Here is a 21,724-nt window from a genome sequence, read left to right as displayed (position 1 = left end):
CCGGCCCCAAGAGGCACGGACTGCTCCCATAAGCCCCGATTGTCGCATCACCCCGGACGCCCCCCGACCGCCACACCTCCGCGGAAACGCCGAACCGCCCCCTTCCGGCACGGGACGGAGGGGGCGGTTCGCCGACTCGATCGCGACGCGGCAGGCGCCGACGGCGTCAGCCGAGGCTGTCGATCGCCGTGTTGAAGGTCGCGGACGGGCGCATCACGGCGGCGGCCTTCGCGGCGTCCGGGCGGTAGTAGCCGCCGATGTCCGCCGGGGAGCCCTGCACCGCGAGCAGTTCGTCGTTGATCGCCTGCTCCTGCTCGGCCAGCGTCTTGGCCAGTGCCGCGAAAGCCTCCGCGAGACCCGCGTCGTCCTTCTGCGCGGCCAACTCCTGCGCCCAGTACAGCGCGAGGTAGAAGTGGCTGCCGCGGTTGTCGAGGCCGCCGACGCGGCGGGCCGGCGACTTGTTCTCGTTGAGGAACGTGCCGGTCGCGCGGTCGAGCGTGTCGGCCAGCACCTGGGCGCGCGCGTTGCCGGTGGTCTGCGCGAGGTGCTCGAAGCTCACCGCCAGCGCGAGGAACTCGCCGAGGCTGTCCCAACGCAGGTAGTTCTCCTTGACGAGCTGCTGCACGTGCTTCGGCGCCGAGCCGCCCGCACCCGTCTCGAACAGGCCGCCGCCGTTCATCAGCGGGACCACCGACAGCATCTTGGCGCTGGTGCCCAGCTCCAGGATCGGGAACAGGTCGGTGAGGTAGTCGCGCAGCACGTTGCCGGTCACCGAGATGGTGTCCTCGCCGCGGCGGATGCGCTCCAGCGAGAACGCGATCGCGTCGACCGGTGCCAGGATCTCGATCCGCAGGCCCTCGGTGTCGTGCTCGGCCAGGTACGTCTTGACCTTCTCGATGAGCCGGGCGTCGTGCGCGCGGTTCTCGTCGAGCCAGAAGACCGCCGGGCTGCCGGTGGCCCGCGCCCGCGTGACGGCCAGCTTGACCCAGTCCTGGATCGGCAGGTCCTTGGTCTGGCACATGCGGAAGATGTCGCCCTCGGCGACCGGCTGCTCCAGCACCGCGGTGCCGGACGCGTCGACCACGCGCACGGTGCCGGCCTCCGCGATCTCGAAGGTCTTGTCGTGGCTGCCGTACTCCTCGGCCTTCTGGGCCATGAGGCCGACGTTCGGCACGGAGCCCATCGTCGCCGGGTCGTACGCGCCGTTCGCCCGGCAGTCGTCGATGACGACCTGGTAGATCCCGGCGTAGCTGCTGTCCGGGAGCACCGCGAGCGTGTCGGCCTCCTCGCCGTCCGGGCCCCACATGTGGCCGGACGTGCGGATCATCGCCGGCATCGACGCGTCGACGATGACGTCGCTCGGGACGTGCAGGTTCGTGATGCCGCGGTCGGAGTCGACCATCGCCAGCTCGGGGCCTGCCGCCAGCTCGGCGTCGAACGAGGCCTTGATCTCGGCGCCGTTCGCCAGCCCGTCCAGGCCCGCGAGGATCGTTCCGAGGCCGTCATTGGGGTTCAGCCCGGCCGCCGCGAGGGCGTCGCCGTACTTGGCGAACGTCTGCGGGAAGAACACCCGCACCACGTGGCCGAAGATGATCGGGTCGGACACCTTCATCATCGTGGCCTTGAGGTGCACCGAGAACAGCACGCCCTCGGCCTTCGCCCGGGCGACCTGCGCCGCCAGGAACTCGCGCAGCGCCGCGACGCGCATGACGGACGCGTCGACGACCTCGCCCGCGAGCACCGGTACGGACTCGCGCAGCACCGTCGTCTTGCCGCCCGCGCCCACGAGTTCGATGCGCAGCGATCCGGCGTCCGCGACGACGGCGGAGGCCTCGGTCGAACAGAAGTCGTCCGCCGTCATGTGCGCGACGTTCGTCTTCGAGTCCGCCGTCCAGGCACCCATGCGGTGCGGGTGCGCCTTGGCGTAGTTCTTGACCGACGCGGGGGCGCGGCGGTCCGAGTTGCCCTCGCGGAGCACCGGGTTGACCGCGCTGCCCTTGACCTTGTCGTACCGCGCGCGGATGTCGCGCTCTTCGTCCGTCTTGGGGTCGTCCGGGTACTCGGGAAGCTCGTACCCCTGGCTCCGCAGCTCCGCGATCGCCGCCTTGAGCTGCGGGATCGACGCGGAGATGTTCGGCAGCTTGATGATGTTGGCCTCGGGCGTCCCGGCCAGCTCGCCCAGCTCGGTGAGCGCGTCCGGCTGCCGCTGCGCCTCGGTGAGGTACTCGGGGAAGACCGCGATGATCCGCCCCGCGAGCGAGATGTCACGGGTCTCCACCGCGACGCCCGCCGTCGAGGCGTACGCCTGGACCACCGGCAGGAACGAATACGTCGCCAGGGCCGGGGCCTCGTCGGTGTGCGTATAGATGATGGTCGAGTCAGTCACCGGGTGCTCCGCTCCACGTCTGCAACATTGCTCGATATCAAGATATCCCGTGCGCGGCCCCTTCTCGACAGGGCCCTGCCCGAGCCGGCCGGGTACCGGCGCCGGTGTCACGGACGGGCCACGACCGGTGCCGCGGCGCGCGTCGCGGCGGCCGACCGGAGCGCGACCTTTGCCATGATGAACAGGTATTTCATGGCATCCGAACCCTTGCGGCCGAGGCGATTCCCCGCGCCCCACCCCGCCCGGCACACAGGCCTCCTGCGTTAGAATCTGGGGCTTCCCCGTCAGCTTCGCGGCCGTTCGGCCGGCCCCTCGGCCTTGGTCGCGTTCCGGCCGCCGCGCGGCAGCATGCGCGCCAGAGACGTAACGAGATCACGTGACCACTCCCCTCGGATCGGACCACCGGATCGACGACACGGATCCGGAATCCCCGAGTCAGGCACCAGGAACCTTCGGCGGACGCCTCAAAAAGCGCCTGCGCGCGCTCCGCCCCACCGATCTCGTCGCCATGGCGATCCCCACGCTGATCCTGATGATCATGGGCTGGGAGAAGCGCTGGATGACCGACGACGGCCTCATCTTCACGCGCGCGGTCAAGCAGATCCTGCACGGCAACGGCCCCGTCTACAACATCGGCGAGCGCACCGAGACGTCGACGAGCACGCTGTGGCAGTGGGTGCTGGTCATCGCCGACCCGTTCAGCCCGTGGAGTCCCGCGGAGACGGCGGTCTACCTGGGGCTGGTCCTGTCCGTCGTCGGCTTCTGGATCGCCCTGGACGCCACCCGGCGGCTCTACCGCCACGCCGGCACCGGGCGCTACCTGCTGCCGGCCGGCGCCCTGGTGTTCGTCGCGGTCCCGGTCATGTGGGACTTCCTGACCGCGGGCATGGAGACCGGCCTCATCATCTTCTGGATCGGCACGTCGTGGGCGCTGCTGGTCAGCGCGTGGCAGCGGCCGTCCGACGAGATCCGCCTGCGCCGCGTGCTCGCCACCTCGTTCGTGTTCGGCCTGGGCCCGCTGGTGCGCCCCGACCTCGGCCTCGCGATGGCGCTGCTGCTCGTGTCGCTGGCCCTGCTCGTGCGCGCGCGGTGGACGCGCTGCCTCGCGATGCTGGCCGCCGCCGGGCTGCTCCCGGCAGCGTACGAGATCTTCCGGATGGGCTACTACGGCCTGATCTTCCCGATGCCGGCCCTCACCAAGGAGGCCGGCGAGTCGCTGTACGGCCGCGGGTGGGACTACCTGACCGACTTCGACCGGCCGTACAAGCTGTGGATCCCGCTCCTGATGATGGTCGTCATCGCCGTCGTGACGCTGCGTCAGACCAAGAAGGACCGGCGCACGCTGATCCTCATGGGCACGCCGGTCGTCATCGCGCTCGCCCAGACCTGCTATGTCATCAAGGTCGGCGGCGACTTCATGCACGGCCGCATGTGGATGCCCGTCCTGCTCATGCTGCTGCTTCCGCTGATGCTGACGCCGTTCACGAAGCTGAGCACGCCGCTCGTCGCGGGCGTCGCGATCTGGGCGGTCGTCTGCGGCACGACGCTGCGCTCCGACGAGATCACCACCGCCTCGCCGAACTGGCGTCCGGACAACCAGGTCAACCAGGTGTGGAACGAACGTGGCTTCTACACCGCCCAGACCGGCACCGACAACCCGGTCTCCGAGCAGCCGCACATCGGGACGATCAAGGGCACCTACCAGTTGCTCGTCCACGCGGACGCCGAAGGCCGCCACGTGCTGTACCTCGACCCCAACTACGCCAAGCCGTTCAACCTGCCGGTCACCTTCTCGATGCCGCTGCGCTCGGACCTCGACTACCCCGTCGGGCTGATCATCGGCCGCCTCGGCGTGGGCGGCGCGGTCGTCCCGCTCGACAGCATCGTCGCGGACCTGTGGGGCCTGTCCAGCACGATCGGCTCGCACATCGAGCAGACCAACTTCGACGCGGCGGGGCATCAGAAGCTGCTCCCGCCGGCGTGGAACATCGCGCTGTACGTCGACCCCTCCGGGTACGCCGCGATCCCGCCGCAGTTCGCGACGCTCGAACAGATCAACGCCGCGCGCCACACGCTCCAGTGCGGTGACGTCAAGGAGTTGATCGAGTCGGTCACCGAACCGATGAGTTTCGACCGCTTCTGGAAGAACCTCACGGGCGCGTTCGACCGCACGAGCCTGCGTATCCCCTCCGACCCGATCGCGGCGGAGAAGAAGTTCTGCAAAACCGGTGACTGACACCGGGTGAACCGGACACGACGGACGGGTGGCCGGGCGGAGCGAAAGCGCCCCGCCGGCTCCCCTCCCCTCACTCCGGCAGCCCGCTAAGGTGTCGGTAATCTGCGCACCGCACCGTGATCATCGAACGCGGTCACCACCGTGACCGCGACTGTGCCGGCGCAACCGCGCCCACAGCCTTCATCCGACGCCCCGGCCCGTCTGGAGTCCTCGAAACATGAGCCTCGTCAGTGTGCTTTCCCGGCGCACCGGCATCGGACCCGAGCAGGACGACTCACCGCAGGGCGCGAAACTGACCCGCCGGTGGAACGCCCTCATGGTGGCGCTGCCCACGGCGGCCATCCTCGTGCTCGGCTTCCACCGCCGCTGGATCAGCGACGACGGCCTGATCTTCACGCGCACGGTCCGCCAGATCCTCGCCGGGCACGGCCCGGTCTACAACGTCGGCGAGCGCGCCGAGGCCTCCACGAGCACGGTCTGGCAGTGGCTCCTGGTCGCCGTCGGCGGCATCACCGGCGCCGACGTCGCCCGCACCGCGGTCTACCTCGGCCTGCTGTGCACCGCGGCCGGCTACGCGGTCGCCCTCGACGCCACCCGCCGGCTCTACCGCCCGTACAGCGACGGCCGCCTGGTGCTGCCCGCCGGCGTGCTGGTCATGCTGGCCCTGCCCCCGGTATGGGACTTCGCGACCTCCGGTCTCGAAACGGGCCTCACCACGCTGTGGACGGCCGGGTGCTGGTGGCTCCTCGTGCACGCGTACAACGCGCCGGAGGCCCGCGTCGCGTACCCGCTGGCCGTGCTGATCGGGCTCGGGCCGATGGTCCGCCCGGACCTCGCCATCGCCAGCGCGGGCTTCGCCGTCACCCTGTGGCTCATCCGCCGCCCCGGGTGGCGCGGCTCCCTGGGGCTCGTCGGCGCCGCCGCCGCGATCCCGATCGCGTACGAGATCTTCCGCGCCGGCTACTACGGCGTGCTGCTGCCGCTGCCCGCCATAGCGAAGGAGGCGTCCGGCAGCGACTGGCGCCGCGGCGGCAGGTACGCGCAGGACTTCGTCGCCCCCTACTTCCTGTGGCTGCCGATCGTGGCCCTCGTCGCGCTCGTCACCATCACGGTCTGGCTCCGCCTGCGCGCCGACGGCTGGCGCGGCACCGTCACCGCCGACGCCGGGCGCACCGCGCTGTTCACGATGCCGGTGATCGTCGCGACCCTGATGGCCGCGTACGTGGTCCGCGTCGGCGGCGACTTCATGCACGCGCGCATGCTGCTCCCCGCGCTGTTCCTCGCGATGCTGCCCGTCCTGCTCGTGCCGAGCGGGCGCGTCGTGCTCCCGGTCACGGCGGCGGTCACCCTGTGGGCCGTGGTGTGCGCGGTCCTCCTGCGGCTCCCCTACACCGGGCTGAGCCCCGGCGGGATCGTCGCCGACGAACGCGGCTTCTACACCCAGGCGATGGGCATCGACCACCCCACCACCGCCGAGGCCTACCTGAAGCACTACCCGCGCTTCCCGCCCGCGGTCGCGGAGATGATGGCGAACTACGAACACGTCATGGTGTACCCGTGGTTCGAGCAGTTCATGGTGACGCCGCTCAAGCCCGACGACCCCGCGCCCTACGCCGCGTCGTGGCTCAACCTCGGTATGAGCGGAGCCGCGATGCCGCTGAACGGCCGCTCGATCGACCTGCTCGGCCTCGCGTCCCCGCTGGCCGCGCACCTCAAGCTCGAAGGGCGCGGGCGGCCGGGCCACGAGAAGTCGCTCGACATCGCGTGGCTCATCGCCATCTACGCGCCCCCGCAGGCGGTGCTCCCGGCCGGCATCGACCCCGAGCGCGTCGCCAAGGCCCGCTACGCACTCACCTGCGGCGACGAAAACCGGGGCAAGCTCAAGGAGTTGAACGACTCGGTCGGCGCGCCGATGTCGTGGTCGCGGTTCTGGAAGAACCTGACCGGCTCCTGGGAGCGCACCTCGTTCCGCGTGTCCAACAACCCCGAGACCGCGATGGAAGAGATCTGCGGGACAAAGGACTTGCCGCCGGGATACCTGGACAAGGTGTACACGCTCAACCCCGTCCCGCCGACCCCGCCCGGCCCGTGAACACCGCCACCGCCCTGGTCACGGGCGCCGCGCGCGGCATCGGTCGCCAGGTCGCGGAACGACTCGCCCGCGAAGGCGTCGCCGTGGCCCTGCTCGGCCGCAGCGCCGCGAGCCTGGAGCCGGTGCGCACCGCACTGGCCGAACGCGGCGCGAGCGCCGTCGCGCTCGTCGCGGACGTCACCGACCCCGACGCCGTACGAGACGCCGTCGAGCGCGCCGAGCACGAACTCGGGCCGCTGGACCTGGTGGTCAACAACGCGGGCCTCATCGACGCGGCCGAGGTGCCCTTCTGGGAGGCCGACGCCGCGCAGTGGTGGGACGTCGTCGCGACCAACCTGCGCGGCCCCGTGAACGTCGACCGGGCGGTGCTGCCGGGCATGGTCGCCCGGGGCCGGGGCCGGATCGTCAACCTCAGCAGCGGCTTCGCCGTCTCGGCGGACCCGCGCTACTCCGCGTACACGACCTCCAAGTCGGCACTGCTGCGGCTGACCGACACCATCGCCGGCCCGCTCGCCGAACGCGGGGTGTACGTCTTCGACATCTCCCCCGGCGCGGTCCCCACCGACATGACGGCGGGCATGGCGATGTTCGCCGACAAGACCGACTGGTACGACGTCGACCTGTTCCTGAACGCCGTCGTCGCCGTCGCCGAGGGCCGCCTGGACGCGCTGTCCGGCCGCTTCCTGCACGCGGGCAAGGACAACCTGGACGCGCTCGCCGCCCGCGCGCCGGAGCTCGCCGCGAGCGACGCGCGCAAAATGCACCTGCGGCCCTACGGCCCGGACGACCCGCAGCGCTGACCCGACGCCCCCCGGCGCGGCCCCCCGCGCACACCGCGGGCGGGCGAGACGTGCGCGGACAGCGCCGCGAGGACCCGTGGCCGGTTCCCCGCGGGCACATCGCGCTCGGCGGGGACCAGTTGAGCGTGCCGATGGCGGAGCCCGCGCCCGAGCACCGCCCGTAACGCCTGCGGGGCCGCCCCGACCGAGGCGGCCCCGCAGTGTGTCCGAACCAGGCCCGTCAGGCGCCGCGCAGCACCGCGCCGGTCCGCTCCGCGGCCAGCGCCACCGCCGCGTCGCGCGCGGCGGTCGACTCCTCGACGGTGAGCGTGCGGTCCGCCGCCCGGAAGCGCAGGGCGTACGCGAGCGACTTGCGGCCCGCGCCGACCTGTTCGCCCGTGAACACGTCGAACAGCCGCAGCGATTCGAGCAGTTCGCCCGCGCCCTCGCGCAGCGCGCCTTCGACCTCGGCGGCGGGCACCGACGCGTCGACGATCAGCGCGACATCCTGCGTGGCGACCGGGAACGACGAGATGTGTCCCGCCGACACCAGACGCTCGCCGCCCAGTTCGGCCAGACCGGCGGTCAGCCGGGCCACGTCGATCTCCATCGCGCAGGTGCGCTCGGGCAGTTGCAGCGCCTTGACGACGCGCGGGTGCAGTTCGCCGGCATGCCCGACCACCGTGCCCGCGACCAGCAGTTCGGCGCAGCGGCCGGGGTGCCACGGCGCGTACTGCCCCTGGCGGACCGTCAGTTCGACACCGACCGCACCGGCGACCGCTCGCGCGGCCTCGATCGCGTCGGCCCATCCGGCCGGGCGCCCGCCGCCCCACCAGCCGGACCGCTCGCGGTCGCCGGCCAGCACGGCCGCGACGTGGTACGGCTGGTCCGGGAGCGCCGCGGCCAGTTCGCCCAGCTCGGCCTCCGTCGGACGGCGGTCGACCGGCAGGCGCGGCGCGACCGGCCGTTCGGCCTTGGGGTGGAAGACCAACCCGCCCTCGAACAACGCGATGTCGGCGTTGCCCCGGCCCACGTTGCGGCGCAGCGCGGCGAGCAGTCCGGGCAGCAGCGTGGTGCGCAGCCCGGGCTCCTCGTCGGAGATCGGGTTGACGAGCTTGAGCGTGATGCGGCGCGGGTCGGCCGCGTCGAGCCCGAACGACGCGAAGACCGCGTCGCCGACGAACGGGTAGGTGAGCACCTCGCGGTAGCCGTCGCCGGCGAGTGCCCGGCCGATCCGGCGGCGCAGCCGTTGCGCGGCGGTGAGGCCGCGCCCGGCGGGCGCCTGCGGCAGCGTGGAGGGCACGGCGTCGTAGCCCTCCAGGCGGATGACCTCCTCGGCGAGGTCGTTGGGGTCGGTCAGGTCGGGCCGCCAGGTCGGCGGGGTGACGGTGAGCGTGTCGATGCCCTCCACCACGCAGCCGACGTCCTGGAGGCGCTGGGCGACGGTCTCGGCGGTGTAGGCGACGCCCGCGACGCTGCCGGGGTGCCCGACCGCCATGCCGATGCGCACCGGGTCGCGCGGCGCGTCGGCCTCGGTGACGCCGGCCTCCGCGACCGCTCCCTCGCCGCCCAGCAGGACCAGCAGGTCGACGGCGCGCTGGGCCGCGGCGCGGGCCGCCTCGGGGTCGACGCCGCGCTCGAAGCGGCGGGACGCCTCGGAGCCGAGCTTGTGGCGGCGGGCCGTGCGGGCGATCGACACCGGGTCGAAGTTGGCCGCCTCGATGACGATGTCCCCGGTGGCCAGGCCGATTTCGGTGGTGGCGCCGCCCATGACGCCGGCCAGCCCGATCGGGCCGCTGTCGTCGGTGATCAGCAGGTCTTCGGGGTCGAGGACGCGCTGCACGCCGTCGAGTGTGGTCAGCTTCTCGCCGTCGCGGGCGCGGCGTACGGTGATCGGCCCTTGGAGCGCGGCCCGGTCGTACGCGTGCAGCGGCTGGCCGAGTTCGAGCATCACGTAGTTGGTGATGTCGACGGCCAGCGAGATCGGCCGCATGCCGGCCATCTGCACGCGGCGTTGCAGCCACAGCGGCGACGGCGACGCCGGGTCGACGCCGATGACGGTGCGGGCGACGAAGCGGCGGCAGCCGTCGGTGTCGTCGACGGCGACCGGGTACCCGTAGGTGTTCGCGGCGGGCACGTCGAGCAGCGCCGGGTCGCGCAGCGGGATGCCGTACGCGATGGCGGCCTCGCGCGCGACGCCGCGCATCGAGAGGCAGTAGCCGCGGTCGGGGGTGACGGCGATGTCGAGCACCTCGTCGACCAGACCGAGCAGTTCGATCGCGTCGGTGCCGGGCTCGGCGCCGACCGGCAGCACGATAATGCCGCTGTGGTCGTCGCCCATGCCCAGCTCACGGGCCGAGCAGATCATGCCCTCGGAGGTCTTGCCGTACGTCTTGCGCGCGGAGATCGCGAAGCCGCCGGGCAGGACGCCGCCGGGCAGGATCACGACGACGTTGTCGTCGACCGCGAAGTTCGTGGCGCCGCACACGATTTGCTGCGGCTCGCCGGTGCCGTTGGCGTCGCCGACGTCGACCTTGCAGAAGCGGATGGGCTTCTTGAACCCGGTCAGCTCCTCGATGTCGAGCACACGGCCGACGACGAGCGGCCCCTTGAGGTCGCCGCCGAGCTGGTCGACGGTCTCGACCTCGAGGCCGAGGCCGACCAGCTTCTCCGCGACGTCGCGGCCGGACACCCCGGCCGGGAGGTCGACGTACTCCCGCAGCCAGGAAAGCGGGACCCGCATCAGATCTCCATCCCGAACGGAAGGGTGAAGCGCACGTCACCCTCGACCATGTCCCGCATGTCCTCGACGTTGTGGCGGAACATCAGCGTGCGCTCCAGCCCCATGCCGAAGGCGAAACCGCTGTACACCTCGGGGTCGATGCCGCACGCGACGAGCACGCGCGGGTTGACCATGCCGCAGCCGCCCCACTCGATCCAGCCCTCCGAACGGCACGTCCGGCACGGGTTGTCGGGGTCGCCGACGGACGCCCCTCGGCACACGAAGCACTGGAGGTCGACCTCGGCCGACGGCTCGGTGAAGGGGAAGTACGACGGGCGCATGCGCGTGACGATCCCCTCGCCGAACATCGACGACGCGAAGTGGTCCAGCGTGCCGCGCAGGTGGGCCATGGTCAGGCCCTTGTCGACGGCGAGCCCCTCGACCTGCCCGAACACGGGCGTGTGGGTCGCGTCCAGCTCGTCCGTGCGGTAGACGCGGCCGGGGCAGATCACGTAGATCGGCGGCGTGCGGGTGAGCATCGTGCGGACCTGCACCGGCGAGGTGTGGGTGCGCAGCACGACGCCGGAGTCGGCGGTGCCGTCGACGGCCCGCACGAAGAAGGTGTCCTGCATCGTGCGGGCCGGGTGGTCGGGCGCGATGTTGAGCGCGTCGAAGTTGTACCACTCGGCCTCGACCTCGGGGCCCTCGGCGACCTCGTAGCCCATCGCGACGAAGACGTCGGCGATGCGCTCGGGCAGCGTCGTGAGCGGGTGCCGGGCGCCGCGCGGGGCGCGGTCCCAGGGCAGCGTGACGTCGACGGTCTCCTCGACGAGCACGCGTGCGTCGCGCTCCGCCTCCAGTTCCGCGCGGCGGGCGGCGAGGGCCTGGTTGACCCGGCCCCGGGCCTGGCCGACGCGTTTGCCGGCGTCCGCCTTCGCGTGCGGCGGCAGCGCGCCGATCTCGCGGTTGGCGAGGGCGAGCGGCGAGCGGTCCCCGGTGTGGGCGATCTTGGCCTCGTGGAGGGCGTCCAGGTCACCGGCGGCGGCGAACGCGGCAAGGGCGGCGTCACGCGCCTTGTCGACCTCCTCCGGTTTCAGCGACTCCACCTCGACCGGGTCGTACGACTTGTTCGGTGCCGACATCTGATTCCAGTACTCCTGTAGGGATACTCGCCCGCGGGTGTCCGGGGAAGCCGGACGGCCCTGTGTGTGCGGCGGCCACCGGCTCCGCCTCGTGCTCGGCACGCTGGTTGGGCCTGGGGACACGGGGCGACGGGTCGAGTCTAGGCGAATCGGGCCGGTGACCCGGAACCCGCCCGGGTGCGACGGCGGGCGGGCGTCCGAGGCGGCGCGAAGGGGGCTCGGGGGGACGGCTCGGGGGCGGCCCGCGGGGCGGTTCCGTGACCCGGTGCTCAGGTCAGGGCGTCCGGCATCCCCGCGGGCAGGCGAAATCGGAACATCGCCCCGCCGCCTTCGGCCCGGCCGGCGTCGATCGTGCCGCCGTGCGCCTCGACGAGGCCTTTGACGATGTAGAGCCCGAGGCCGGTGCCGCCGCGGCGGCGGTTGCCGCGCCAGAAGCGCGTGAAGACGCGGTTCAGCAACTCGTCCGGGATTCCCGGGCCTTCGTCACTCACCGTGATCTCCGTCGCCTCGTCGCCGTCTGCGCGGCCGTCGTCCGGGCCGCCCGTGGCGCCGTCGGACGGACCGCGGCCCGGGGCCGCGCCGTCGTCGCGCCTCGGCCCGGGCGGCGTGAGCCGTGCCCGGGACACCTTGATGGTGACGGCTCCCGCGCCGTGGCGCACGGCGTTTTCCAGGAGGTTGCCGAGAATCTGGTCGAGCTTGTCGCGGTCCATCCAGATCGGGGGCAGCGGCTGCTCGACCAACACGCGGAATCTGTCGGCGGGTTGCCCGGCCGCGGTCTGCGCGCGCACGTGCCGGTCGACGGCGTCCGCGAGGTCGACGATCTCGCGGTGCAGCTGCAGGCGCCCGGAGTCGATGCGGGAGATGTCGAGGAGTTCGGTGATCAGCCGGGTGACCCGGTCGGCGTCGGCGTCGACGGTCTCCAACATGAGGCGCTTCTGCTCGTCGGTGAACCGCTCCCATTTGCGCAGAAGCGTCGCGGTGAAGCCCTTGACGCTGGTCAGCGGCGAACGCAGCTCGTGTGCGACGGTGGCGATCAGTTCCGCGTGATTGCGCTCGTCACGACGGCGCGCGGCGGTGCAGCGCAGCGACACCGCGACGTGGGTGACCGGCGAATTCGCGCCGGACCTGCGGACGTACGAGGCGGTCACCAGCACCTCGCGCCCGTTGAGGACGAGATTGCGCTCGGGTTGGCGGGTGCGGATGCCCAGGCCGCCGTACGGGTCGGTGCACACCCACCAGCGGCGGCCCTCGATGTCCTCCAGCGGGAGGGCGTCCGCCAGATGCTTGCCGAGCGCGTCCTCCGCCCGGATGCCGGTGATCCGCACCGCGGCGGCGTTGAAGCAGCACACGGCGCCGGTGGCGTCCGCGATGACCAGGCCGTCCGGCAGCGCGTCCGCGCCAAGCCCCCACAGCCCGTCCGGTGCGAACGGTTCCGCGCCCACGTCCATCGGCCCCCTTTCGACCTCACACGGCCGAGGGATCGGACCATTCCGTGGCCCCCCGCGGAATGGCACACCCCTATGAAGCAGATGCTCCGGGCCGGTCACACTACTCCAACTGCCCGCGCTGCTCGACAGTCACGCGACCGGATGGGCTGGCGCGCCGGTGGCGAATACCGGCGCACGCCCGCGCGTGTCAGCGCATATCCACGGACCATCGCCGTATGCGCTCCCCCGCTCCGCCGCTCCCCCGCTCCGCACCAAAACGTTCCGGCACCGCGCCCTCGCCGCCGCACGGCCGGAAACCCACCGTCGGAGGCCGGCACGCGACCGATCCCTCCGAGCCGTGGGCGTCGTCACGTCGCCCGGCAGCCCGAGGCCCCCCGCTGCGCCCGCGCGGACGCGTAGAGGCACACGGCCGCCGCCGTCGCCAGGTTCAGGCTCTCGGCCCGCCCGTGGATCGGCACCCGCACGACGGCGTCGGCGAGCGCGCGGGTCTCCTCGGGCAGGCCCCACGCCTCGTTCCCGAAGACCCACGCGGTGGGGCCGTCGAGGCCGCCGGCGTCGAGTTCGTCGTCCAGGTCGGCGGATCCGGTGCCGTCCGCCGCGAGGACGCGCAGCCCGGCCCCGCGCAACCGCGCGACGGTGTCCTCGACCCGCGGGCCCGCGACGACCGGCAGGTGGAACAGGCTGCCCGCCGACGCGCGGACGGTCTTGGGGTTGTAGAGGTCCACGGACGCGTCCGTGAGCACCACCGCCTCGGCGCCGGCGGCGTCGGCCGCGCGCAGAACCGTCCCGGCGTTCCCGGGGTCGCGGACGTGCGCGAGCACCGCGACGAGGTCGGGCGCCGACGGCTCGGTCAGCGACGCGAGCGGGACGTCCACGAACCGACACAGCGCGACCATGCCCTGCGGGGTGACGGTCTGGCTCATGGCCGCGACGACGTCCTCGGCGGCGCGCAGGACGGGAACGCCGGACGCCCGGGCCCGGTCGACGATGTCGGGGTGCCGCTCGGCGGCCTCGGCGGTCGCGTACACCTCGATCGCGGCGTCGGCCGCGGCGACGGCCTCGCGCACCGCCTGCGGACCCTCGGCGAGGAACCGGCGCTCGGCGCTCCGGTGGTTCCGTTTGGCGAGCCGTCTCGCCACCGTCACCCGGGGTGAGCGTGTCGAGGTCAGCTCGGGGCTCGCCATGCGTGCAACCGTTCGTCGTGGCTCTGCGGATGGGTCGGCGACTCCGGCCCGAACGGACCGATGGGCCTCCGCTCGCGGCGTCACGGACCGAATCCGTGGCGACGGGCGCGGAGGCCCATGGGGTTCACCCGAGGACCGGGTGCCGGCACTGCCGTCGGAGGGCTCGCCCGGTCGCGTCGCGCCGGGCCCTCCGGGAAACCGTGGTCACAGCACGGGGGTCAGGCGGCTTCCTTCGGCGCGTTCACGTCCGCGGGGAGGGCCTTCTGCGCGACCTCGACCAGCGCGGCGAACGCCGTGGGGTCGTTGACCGCCAGCTCCGCGAGCATCTTGCGGTCGATCTCGACGTTGGCGGCCTTGAGCCCCTGGATGAAGCGGTTGTACGTGATGCCGTTCAGGCGGGCGGCGGCGTTGATGCGCTGGATCCACAGCTGCCGGAAGTCGCCCTTGCGCTTCTTGCGGTCGTTGTAGTTGTAGACCAGGGAGTGGGTGACCTGCTCCTTGGCCTTGCGGTACAGGCGCGACCGCTGACCGCGGTAGCCGCTCGCGCGTTCGAGGATGACGCGGCGCTTCTTCTGGGCGTTGACCGACCGCTTGACGCGTGCCACTTGATGAACTCCTTGGCTTCAGACCGGGGCGTGGTGGCCCCGACCCGGGGTACGACTGGGACCGGCGCCCGCCGCCTCCGCGCAGCCGTCAGACTCGCGGGGGCAGGCGCACATGGCTCACTTGCCGAGCAGCTTCTTGATCTTCTTGGCGTCGGCCGGGGAGGCCTCCACCGTGCCCGCGAGACGGCGGGTCAGCGTCGAAGGCTTGTGCTCAAGCAGGTGGCGGCGACCGGCGCGCTGACGGACCACCTTGCCGGAGCCGGTGATCTTGAAGCGCTTGCTGGCACCACTGTGCGTCTTGTTCTTCGGCATGTCGCCGCTGTCTCCTCGTCGTGCCGTGCCTGCCCGGCGTCGCACGCCAGGCAGGCACAGATGTGTGTGGAACTACTGCTCGCGGTTCGAGCGGGGGTCAGCGCTCGTCCGCGGCGGGCCCGGAAGCCGCAGCGGTCCTTTCGGCCTCGGCCGGAACGGGCTCGTCTCCGCGGCGGGCGCCCTTGCGGGCCGCCTGCGCCTCACGGGCCTCGGCCATGGCTTCGGTCTTCTTCTTGTGCGGACCGAGGACCATGATCATGTTGCGGCCGTCCTGCTTGGGGCTCGACTCCACGAAGCCGAGCTCCTGGACGTCCTCGGACAGGCGCTTCAACAGGCGGAATCCCAGCTCGGGGCGGGACTGCTCGCGACCACGGAACATGATCGTGATCTTGACCTTGTCGCCCTGCTTCAGGAACCGCTCGACGTGACCCTTCTTGGTCTCGTAGTCGTGCGGATCGATCTTCGGCCGGAGCTTCATCTCCTTGATGACCGTGTGCGCCTGGTTCTTGCGCGCTTCACGTGCCTTCATGGCGGACTCGTACTTGAACTTGCCGTAGTCCATGAGCTTGCACACAGGCGGCCTGGCGTTGGCCGCGACCTCGACCAGGTCGAGGTCGTATTCCTGAGCCAGCTCCAGGGCCTTGGCAAGCGGAACGATTCCGACCTGCTCGCCGCTGGGACCGACAAGTCGCACCTCGGGGACGCGAATCCGGTCGTTGATGCGGGGCTCGGCGCTGATGGGGCCTCCTCGATTCCTGAAGTGGTCGGCGGTTCCGTCCCGCGGCCACGTGCTTCTCGCCGTAGACCGACGCGGAGTCCGCTCGCACATGAGCGGGCCGATCACGGCCCGACATGCGAAAAGCCCCGCATGGGACGCATGCGAGGCTCCATAACACCGGTACAGACACGGTTTCTTCCCCCAAGGGAGACCGTGCCGCGAACCACCCGTCGGGTCATCCGCGCCGGACCGGGACCCGTCGACCGCGAGGCCGATCAGGTGGGAGACGGAGCCTCCGCTTGCGTCACGGGCACGCCACCGCAGAAACATCACTGCAAGCGACACTGCCCGCTCGGTCGACACACCACATTACCACCCGGCAGGATGAACCGGACACCGGGCGGTGTGCTGCGGACGACCAATGTACGCGACGGCCCCGCGCGCCGGCCGTACGGGGCGGGCCGCACGGATCCACAGCCCGCGTCGGGGCGCTCCCGGCCATGCCGGAGACTGGACGCATGACCCACAGCGCCCACCCCGACGACGGCACCGCCGCGGCCGGGGACCCCTCCGACGCGTTCTCCGATGTCGACACGATGACCCGCGACCTCGCCGACGTCTCCGCGATGGAGGTGATCACCACCCTCGCCGTGCACCTGATGAGCGCGTCCGCCGTGAAACTCGGCCTCGCGGAGAACGGCGAGGAGCACAAGGACCTCGACGAGGCCCGCAAGCTGATCACCGCCCTGGCCGGCCTGGTCACCGCGGGCGCCCCCGAACTCGGCTCCCAGCACGCGGGGCCGCTCCGCGACGGCCTGCGGTCGCTGCAACTCGCCTTCCGCGAGGCGTCGCTGGTCCCCGACGACCCGGGCAAGGGCCCCGGCGAGAAGTTCACCGGACCGGTCTACGGCTGACGGGTTCCGGCGGCGTCGCGCAACGCACACGACCGCGCGCGACGCCGTCGCCCCCGCGCTCGGCGCGGAATCCGTCGGCCGTGGTGCCGCCCGTCCCCGATGGCGCGGGGAGGGTGGGCGGGACGGCAACGGCCGATCGGCGGAGGGGAGTTCCCGTGCCTCCGCCCCGCGGGGACGGCTTGAGGACCCGTGGCGCGGGTCCCGCGCACCGGGCGGTCTGCCCGGGCGTTTCGGCCGCAGGGCTCGGACCCGGGCCCCGCACGGCAGGGCCTAGGGTCGAGCCGTGGACTTCAGCGGCAAGAGCATCCCGGACCCCGGCTTTTCCGGCGACGACGGTTCCGCCGACGTCGCCCTCACCTCGGCTCTCACGTCCGGCGCGGCGGTCGGGGAGGTTCTGGCCGCGCTCGCGCCCGCGCGGCTGCTGGTGCCGGTCGTCGCGATCCTGGGCGAGCTGGAGGACACCGCCCCGGGCGAGCTGCGGCGCGAGAAGTCCAGCGACATGGCCGTTCCGACCATCACCGGCCCGGGTGGGCGCAAGGCACTGCCGGCGTTCACCTCCACCGACGCCCTCGCGCGCTGGCGTCCCGACGCGCGCCCGGTACCGGTCGACGCGCGGCGCGCGGCACTCGCCGCCTACTCCGAGGGCGCCGACACGCTGCTGCTCGACCTCGCGGGACCGGTCGCGTACGAGGTCACCGGTCCCGCGCTGCGCGCCCTCGCGGAGGGCCGGGAGCACGTCGCCCCGCACGCGGACCCGCGGGTACGCGGTCTCGTGCGCGACGCCGTCGCGACCGAGCCCCTGGTGAGCGCGGCCTACCTGGCCGAAGGCACGGACACCGATCTGCGGCTCACCCTGGCCGCAGACGCCGCCCAGGACGAGGTCGTGGCCGCGGCCCGGCGGATCGCCGCACGCCTCGCCGACGCGGACGCGCTGAAGGGCCGCCTGGCCCGGGGGCTCGACCTGGCCCTGCTCCCCCCGGGCGCGCCGGCGCCCGGCGAGCCTTTGTACACACGGCGGCCCGGCTCCTGAGCGGACGGCACGCGCTCGCCGCGGCGCTCGGACGCCACGGCCGGTCGGCGCGGGACCGCGGTCCGGACCGGCACCGCGGCTGCGGTGCCGTCACCGGAGGACGCGTCACGCCGCTCGGCCGGCCGGCCCCTCACTCCGGCAGCCCGAGCCGGCGGTAGCGCGCGAGCCGGGTACGGAGGCGGTGTTCCGCGTCCATGCCGCGCAGGGCGCGGATCTCGGATTCGAGGGTGGCCGCGACGCGCCGGACGAACGCGTCCGGTTCGGCCGCGGCGTCCGGGAGTTCGGGGATGATCCGGTCCACGATGCCGTTGGCGCGCAGCTCGTCGGCCCGGATTCCCTGGCGTTCGGCGATCTCGCCGGCGCGCTCGGTCGTCCGGAACAGGATCGCCGAGGCGCCTTCCGGGGGCAGCGGGGACAGCCAGGCGTGCCGGGCGCAGAGGACGCGGTCGGCGGGGAGCAGCGCGAGCGCTCCGCCGCCCGCGCCCTCGCCGAGGAGGAGGCACACGGTCGGCGCCGGGAGGACGACGAGTTCCGCGAGGCAGCGGGCGATCTCCCCGGCCAGCCCGCCTTCCTCGGCCTCGCGGGAGAGCGCGGCCCCCGCGGTGTCGATGACGGTGACCAGCGGCAGCCCGAGTTCGGCGGCGAGCCGCATGCCGCGCCGGGCCTGGCGCAGCCCGGCGGGGCCGAACGGCCCGTACTCGCTCTGCCGGGTGCGGTCCTGGCCGAGCACGACGCACGGTGCCCCGGATGAGCCGGGTCCGCCGAAACGGGCGAGGGCGAGGCGGAGCGAGGGTTCGCTCTCGCCTTCGCCGGTGCCCCGCAGGGGTGTGACGTCATGCGCGCCGGAGCGCAGGAGCGCGCGGAGTCCGGGGCGTGCGGGGTCGCGTGAGCGGCGCACGCCCTCCCACGCGGGCGTGTCGGGTACCTCGGGGTCCTCGGCGGTGTGGCCGCGCGTCCCCGGGCCGTCGGCGGTCGGCTTGCCGTCGCCCGGGTCGTCGTCTCCGCCGAGCACGCCGAAGACCCGGACCACGACGTCGCGCAGCTGCTCCGGGGGGACGACGGCGTCGATGAGCCCGTGCTCGTACAGGTTCTCGGCGATCTGCACCCCGGGCGGAAACGGTTCTCCGTTGAGTGCCTCGAATACGCGCGGGCCGAGGAACCCGATGAGCGCGCCCGGCTGCGCGGCGGTGACGTGCCCGAGCGAACCCCATGAGGCGAAGACGCCGCCGGTGGTCGGGTGGCGCAGGTAGACCAGGTAGGGCAGCCCGGCCGTACGGTGGGCGGCGACGGCCGCCGAAATCTTCACCATCTGGAGGAAGGCGACGGTGCCCTCCTGCATGCGCGTGCCACCCGAGGTGGGCGAGGCGACGAGCGGCAGGCGCTCGGCGGTCGCGCGTTCGATCGCCCGCACGAGGCGCTCCGCCGCGGCCACCCCGATCGAGCCGGCGAGGAACGCGAACTCGCACGCGACGACCGCGACCCGGCGTCCGTGGATGCGGCCCTCCCCGGTCACGATCGCCTCGTCGAGCCCGGTGCGCTCGCGGGCGGCGCGCAGTTCCTCGGCGTAGTCCGCGTCGACGGCCTCCGGTTCCGGCAACGGCTCGGGCCATGCGGCGAAACTTTCGGCGTCGAGGACGCGGGCGATGAGGTCGAGGGCTCGCACGTGCATTCGTCCGCCTTCCGGGCCGCTGCGTGATCATCGGAACATTCCCCGTACGCGCCCGCGCATGGCTCCGCTGTGGCGCGGAACACGGCCGCGAGGCCGCGGCGGGCGAGCGCGGAGGCGGCCCAACCGGCGGGCCTCGCGTTTTCGGACCGGTGCGGGAGGCGGTATCGCGTGTTTCGGCGGTCCGGCGGCCCCTCGGCGTGGCGGCTGGTGTGCGGCGCGTGACATTGTTTGCCTGATCAGCCGTCAGGGGGACTTCCATGCCCGGAAATTCGTCGATCAATCGAGGAAGAAAAGCCGCGTATCCCGACGAATCAGATGTGATCGCCCGCTCCCGGCCAAGACGTGCGCGGCAAAGCCTGTCCCCGGGGTCCCGCGATGCCGCACAATGCAGTCGGCGCCGTGAGGTTCCCAATCCCGTCCCGACCACGGAAAGGTCGAGGCCATGGTCGCGCGGCTTGGCATGCTCGGTCAGGAACACCCCGTCACCGGGGTCACGATCTGGCGCGGCTGCGCCGTGGTGCACCTGCACGGCGAACTCGATTTGCACAACGCCCCGTTGCTGCACCGCACCCTGATCGATCTGATCGACGGCGGCTGCCGCCGGGTGGTGGTCGACGCGACCGCGCTGACGTTCTGCGACTCGGTCGGGCTGGGGGTGCTCATCGACGCGTTCAAGGCGATGCACGCGTGCGGCGGAGGGCTGCGCCTGGCCGCCCCGGACCGGCACGTGCGCGCGACGCTGCGCATGACCGGGCTCATCGACATCCTCGGCGTCCGCGACACCTTGCAGGAAGTGCTGGACGAGTTCTCCGTCTGACCCCGGCCTCGGCGCACGCGCACAAGACCGCGTGACCGCGGGGTGATGACACCCCTGTGCGGCACGATAGGGCGCGTGCCTGGACAACTGATGCTGCTCGACACCGCGTCCCTGTATTTCCGTGCCTACTTCGGCGTTCCCGAATCGGTGAAGGCGCCCGACGGCACCCCCGTCAACGCGGTGCGCGGCCTGGTGGACTTCATCGCCCGCCTGGTCGCCGACCACCGGCCCGACGCCCTGGTGGCGTGCTGGGACGACGACTGGCGCCCGCGGTTCCGCGTGGACGCGATCCCGTCGTACAAGGCCCACCGCGTCGCGGAGTTCGTGGCGGGCGAGGCCCCCGACGAGGAGGAGGTGCCGGACACCCTGTCGCCGCAGGTGCCGGTGATCGCCGAGGTGCTGGCGGCCTTCGGGATCGCCCGCGTGGGTTCGCCCGGCTTCGAGGCGGACGACGTGATCGGCACGCTCACGACGGCGGCGACGACGCCCGTCGACATCGTCACCGGCGACCGCGACCTGTTCCAACTGGTCGACGACGCCCGCGGCGTGCGGGTGCTGTACCCGGTCAAGGGCGTCGGCGTGGTCGACACGATCGACGACGCCGCGGTGCTGGCCCGGTACGGCGTGCCCGCCGCCTCGTACGCGGACTTCGCCACCCTGCGCGGCGACACCAGCGACGGCCTGCCGGGCGTGAAGGGCATCGGCGAGAAGACCGCCGCTCAGCTCGTCAACGAGTTCGGCGACCTGGCCGGGGTGCGGCGCGCCGCCGAGGACCCCGCGTCGTCCCTGACGCCATCGCGGCGCCGCAATCTGCTCGCCGCCGCCGATTACCTGGATGTCGCGCCGGGTGTGGTGAACGTCGTCCGGGACGTCGCCGTCCCCGGCGACCTGTCCGCCGCGCTGCCGCGCACGCCGCGCGACCCCGAGCGGCTGGCCGCGCTGGCCGAGCGCTGGGGTCTGGGCGGGTCGGTGCAGCGCCTTCTCGCGGTACTCGCCGACGACCGCTAACCGGGCGGTTACGGGCCGACGGGACCATCGACCCGAAAGTGTCACCTCGGGCGTGCGCCGGGCGCGTGACGCCAATGTGATGCGCGTCACACCAAAAGCATGGCAATTGTCGCGTCACTGCCGCGGCACACCCCGGTCCTGCCAAGCATGAATACCGAGTGTGACCCCTTCTTTCCGGACCGAACAGCCCGGCCCTTCCGGCTCTGTTCCTGCTCCATCCCCGTACACGCGCGACTGCGCGGAACGCCGGGCGACGCCCCGGCGCCGACGCGCCGTCTCCGCCACCTGGTGGCGAAGCCCGCGACGTCCCACGGGAGTTGAGCGTGTACGGCACCAACTCCTCCCTTTGTCCCATCCGTTCCGCGATCCACCACCGAACCTCCGCACCCCACCGCGGAACGCCGGGAGACCGCCCCGGCGGACCCGCCCGCATGCCTCGGCCCGCCTGCGCAGCACCGGGCGGGCGGCGGTCCACGACACTGTGTGACCGCATTTCGGCCACACAAGCACCCGGCGCGCGGCATGATTACACGCGCCTCGTGTCGCACTCGCACGCCGGAGCGCACTTCCCGGACGGCGTACGCCTGTTCGCTGCCTGGACAGATGCGGCGGTGCTCGCCACGATGCTGACGACAGAGGCGACGATCACCGCGCAAGGGAGT

The 21,724-nt window shown here is 72.5% G+C and carries 16 protein-coding genes; 7 read left to right on the top strand and 9 right to left on the bottom strand.

The features are described from left to right. Nucleotides 1-166: 166 nt before the first annotated feature. Nucleotides 167-2,386, bottom strand: coding sequence for an NADP-dependent isocitrate dehydrogenase (locus LO772_RS28445; protein WP_231774880.1), 2,220 nt, complete (start codon nt 2,384-2,386; stop codon nt 167-169). 376 nt (nt 2,387-2,762) lie between these two features. Between LO772_RS28445 and LO772_RS28440 the strand changes: the two genes are divergently transcribed. From LO772_RS28440 to LO772_RS28430, 3 genes are all read left to right on the top strand, one after another. After that, nucleotides 2,763-4,622, top strand: a complete 1,860-nt coding sequence (locus LO772_RS28440; protein ID WP_231774879.1) for a hypothetical protein — start codon at nt 2,763-2,765, stop codon at nt 4,620-4,622. A gap of 217 nt (nt 4,623-4,839) precedes the next feature. Then, on the top strand, nt 4,840-6,714 hold the full coding sequence (locus LO772_RS28435) for a hypothetical protein (protein WP_231774878.1): 1,875 nt from the start codon (nt 4,840-4,842) through the stop codon (nt 6,712-6,714). Further along, nucleotides 6,711-7,514, top strand: a complete 804-nt coding sequence (locus LO772_RS28430) for an SDR family NAD(P)-dependent oxidoreductase (protein WP_231774877.1) — start codon at nt 6,711-6,713, stop codon at nt 7,512-7,514. The genes LO772_RS28435 and LO772_RS28430 overlap by 4 nt, the downstream gene beginning before the upstream one ends. A gap of 220 nt (nt 7,515-7,734) precedes the next feature. Here LO772_RS28430 and pheT read toward each other — a convergent pair whose 3' ends face one another. The 7 genes from pheT to infC all read right to left on the bottom strand — a co-directional run bounded on the left by pheT (nt 7,735) and on the right by infC (nt 15,600). Then, nucleotides 7,735-10,236: a phenylalanine--tRNA ligase subunit beta gene (gene pheT / locus LO772_RS28425; protein ID WP_231774876.1), complete on the bottom strand. Its 2,502-nt coding sequence runs from the start codon at nt 10,234-10,236 to the stop codon at nt 7,735-7,737. Continuing rightward, entirely contained in the window at nt 10,236-11,357 is a 1,122-nt protein-coding gene (gene pheS / locus LO772_RS28420; protein WP_231774875.1) for a phenylalanine--tRNA ligase subunit alpha, read from the bottom strand. Before pheS ends, pheT begins: the two co-directional genes overlap by 1 nt. Before the next feature lie 269 nt (nt 11,358-11,626). Further along, nucleotides 11,627-12,805, bottom strand: coding sequence for a sensor histidine kinase (locus LO772_RS28415; protein WP_231774874.1), 1,179 nt, complete (start codon nt 12,803-12,805; stop codon nt 11,627-11,629). A gap of 347 nt (nt 12,806-13,152) precedes the next feature. Then, nucleotides 13,153-13,989: a TrmH family RNA methyltransferase gene (locus LO772_RS28410; RefSeq protein ID WP_231774873.1), complete on the bottom strand. Its 837-nt coding sequence runs from the start codon at nt 13,987-13,989 to the stop codon at nt 13,153-13,155. A 218-nt stretch (nt 13,990-14,207) separates the two neighbouring features. Then, nucleotides 14,208-14,594, bottom strand: a complete 387-nt coding sequence (rplT, locus tag LO772_RS28405; protein WP_231774872.1) for a 50S ribosomal protein L20 — start codon at nt 14,592-14,594, stop codon at nt 14,208-14,210. A 117-nt stretch (nt 14,595-14,711) separates the two neighbouring features. After that, nucleotides 14,712-14,906, bottom strand: coding sequence for a 50S ribosomal protein L35 (gene rpmI / locus LO772_RS28400; RefSeq protein ID WP_231774871.1), 195 nt, complete (start codon nt 14,904-14,906; stop codon nt 14,712-14,714). A gap of 97 nt (nt 14,907-15,003) precedes the next feature. Continuing rightward, nucleotides 15,004-15,600 carry a translation initiation factor IF-3 gene (gene infC / locus LO772_RS28395; protein WP_231774870.1) on the bottom strand — a complete coding sequence of 199 codons (597 nt, stop codon included), beginning with the start codon at nt 15,598-15,600 and terminating at the stop codon, nt 15,004-15,006. A 620-nt stretch (nt 15,601-16,220) separates the two neighbouring features. Here infC and LO772_RS28390 point away from each other — a divergent pair. Continuing rightward, the gene (locus LO772_RS28390; protein ID WP_231779760.1) at nt 16,221-16,538 is read left to right on the top strand and encodes a DUF1844 domain-containing protein; all 318 of its coding nucleotides are present in this window, start codon (nt 16,221-16,223) and stop codon (nt 16,536-16,538) included. 283 nt (nt 16,539-16,821) lie between these two features. Next, on the top strand, nt 16,822-17,568 hold the full coding sequence (locus LO772_RS28385) for an SseB family protein (RefSeq protein ID WP_231774869.1): 747 nt from the start codon (nt 16,822-16,824) through the stop codon (nt 17,566-17,568). Between the two features lie 130 nt (nt 17,569-17,698). Here LO772_RS28385 and LO772_RS28380 read toward each other — a convergent pair whose 3' ends face one another. Then, the gene (locus LO772_RS28380) at nt 17,699-19,237 is read right to left on the bottom strand and encodes an acetyl-CoA carboxylase carboxyltransferase subunit alpha/beta (RefSeq protein ID WP_231774868.1); all 1,539 of its coding nucleotides are present in this window, start codon (nt 19,235-19,237) and stop codon (nt 17,699-17,701) included. Nucleotides 19,238-19,679: 442 nt separating this feature from the next. Between LO772_RS28380 and LO772_RS28375 the strand changes: the two genes are divergently transcribed. Further along, complete coding sequence (locus LO772_RS28375; RefSeq protein WP_231774867.1) at nt 19,680-20,054, top strand: STAS domain-containing protein; 375 nt, start codon at nt 19,680-19,682, stop codon at nt 20,052-20,054. 45 nt (nt 20,055-20,099) lie between these two features. Further along, nucleotides 20,100-21,062 (top strand): 5'-3' exonuclease, encoded by a 963-nt coding sequence (locus LO772_RS28370; RefSeq protein ID WP_231774866.1) that lies wholly within the window; start codon nt 20,100-20,102, stop codon nt 21,060-21,062. The last annotated feature ends 662 nt before the right edge of the window (nt 21,063-21,724 follow it).

This window comes from Yinghuangia sp. ASG 101 (assembly GCF_021165735.1).
Taxonomy (GTDB): domain Bacteria; phylum Actinomycetota; class Actinomycetes; order Streptomycetales; family Streptomycetaceae; genus Yinghuangia.
Note: the sequence above shows the minus strand (reverse complement) of the source record. Positions and strands in the feature narration are given on the sequence as shown.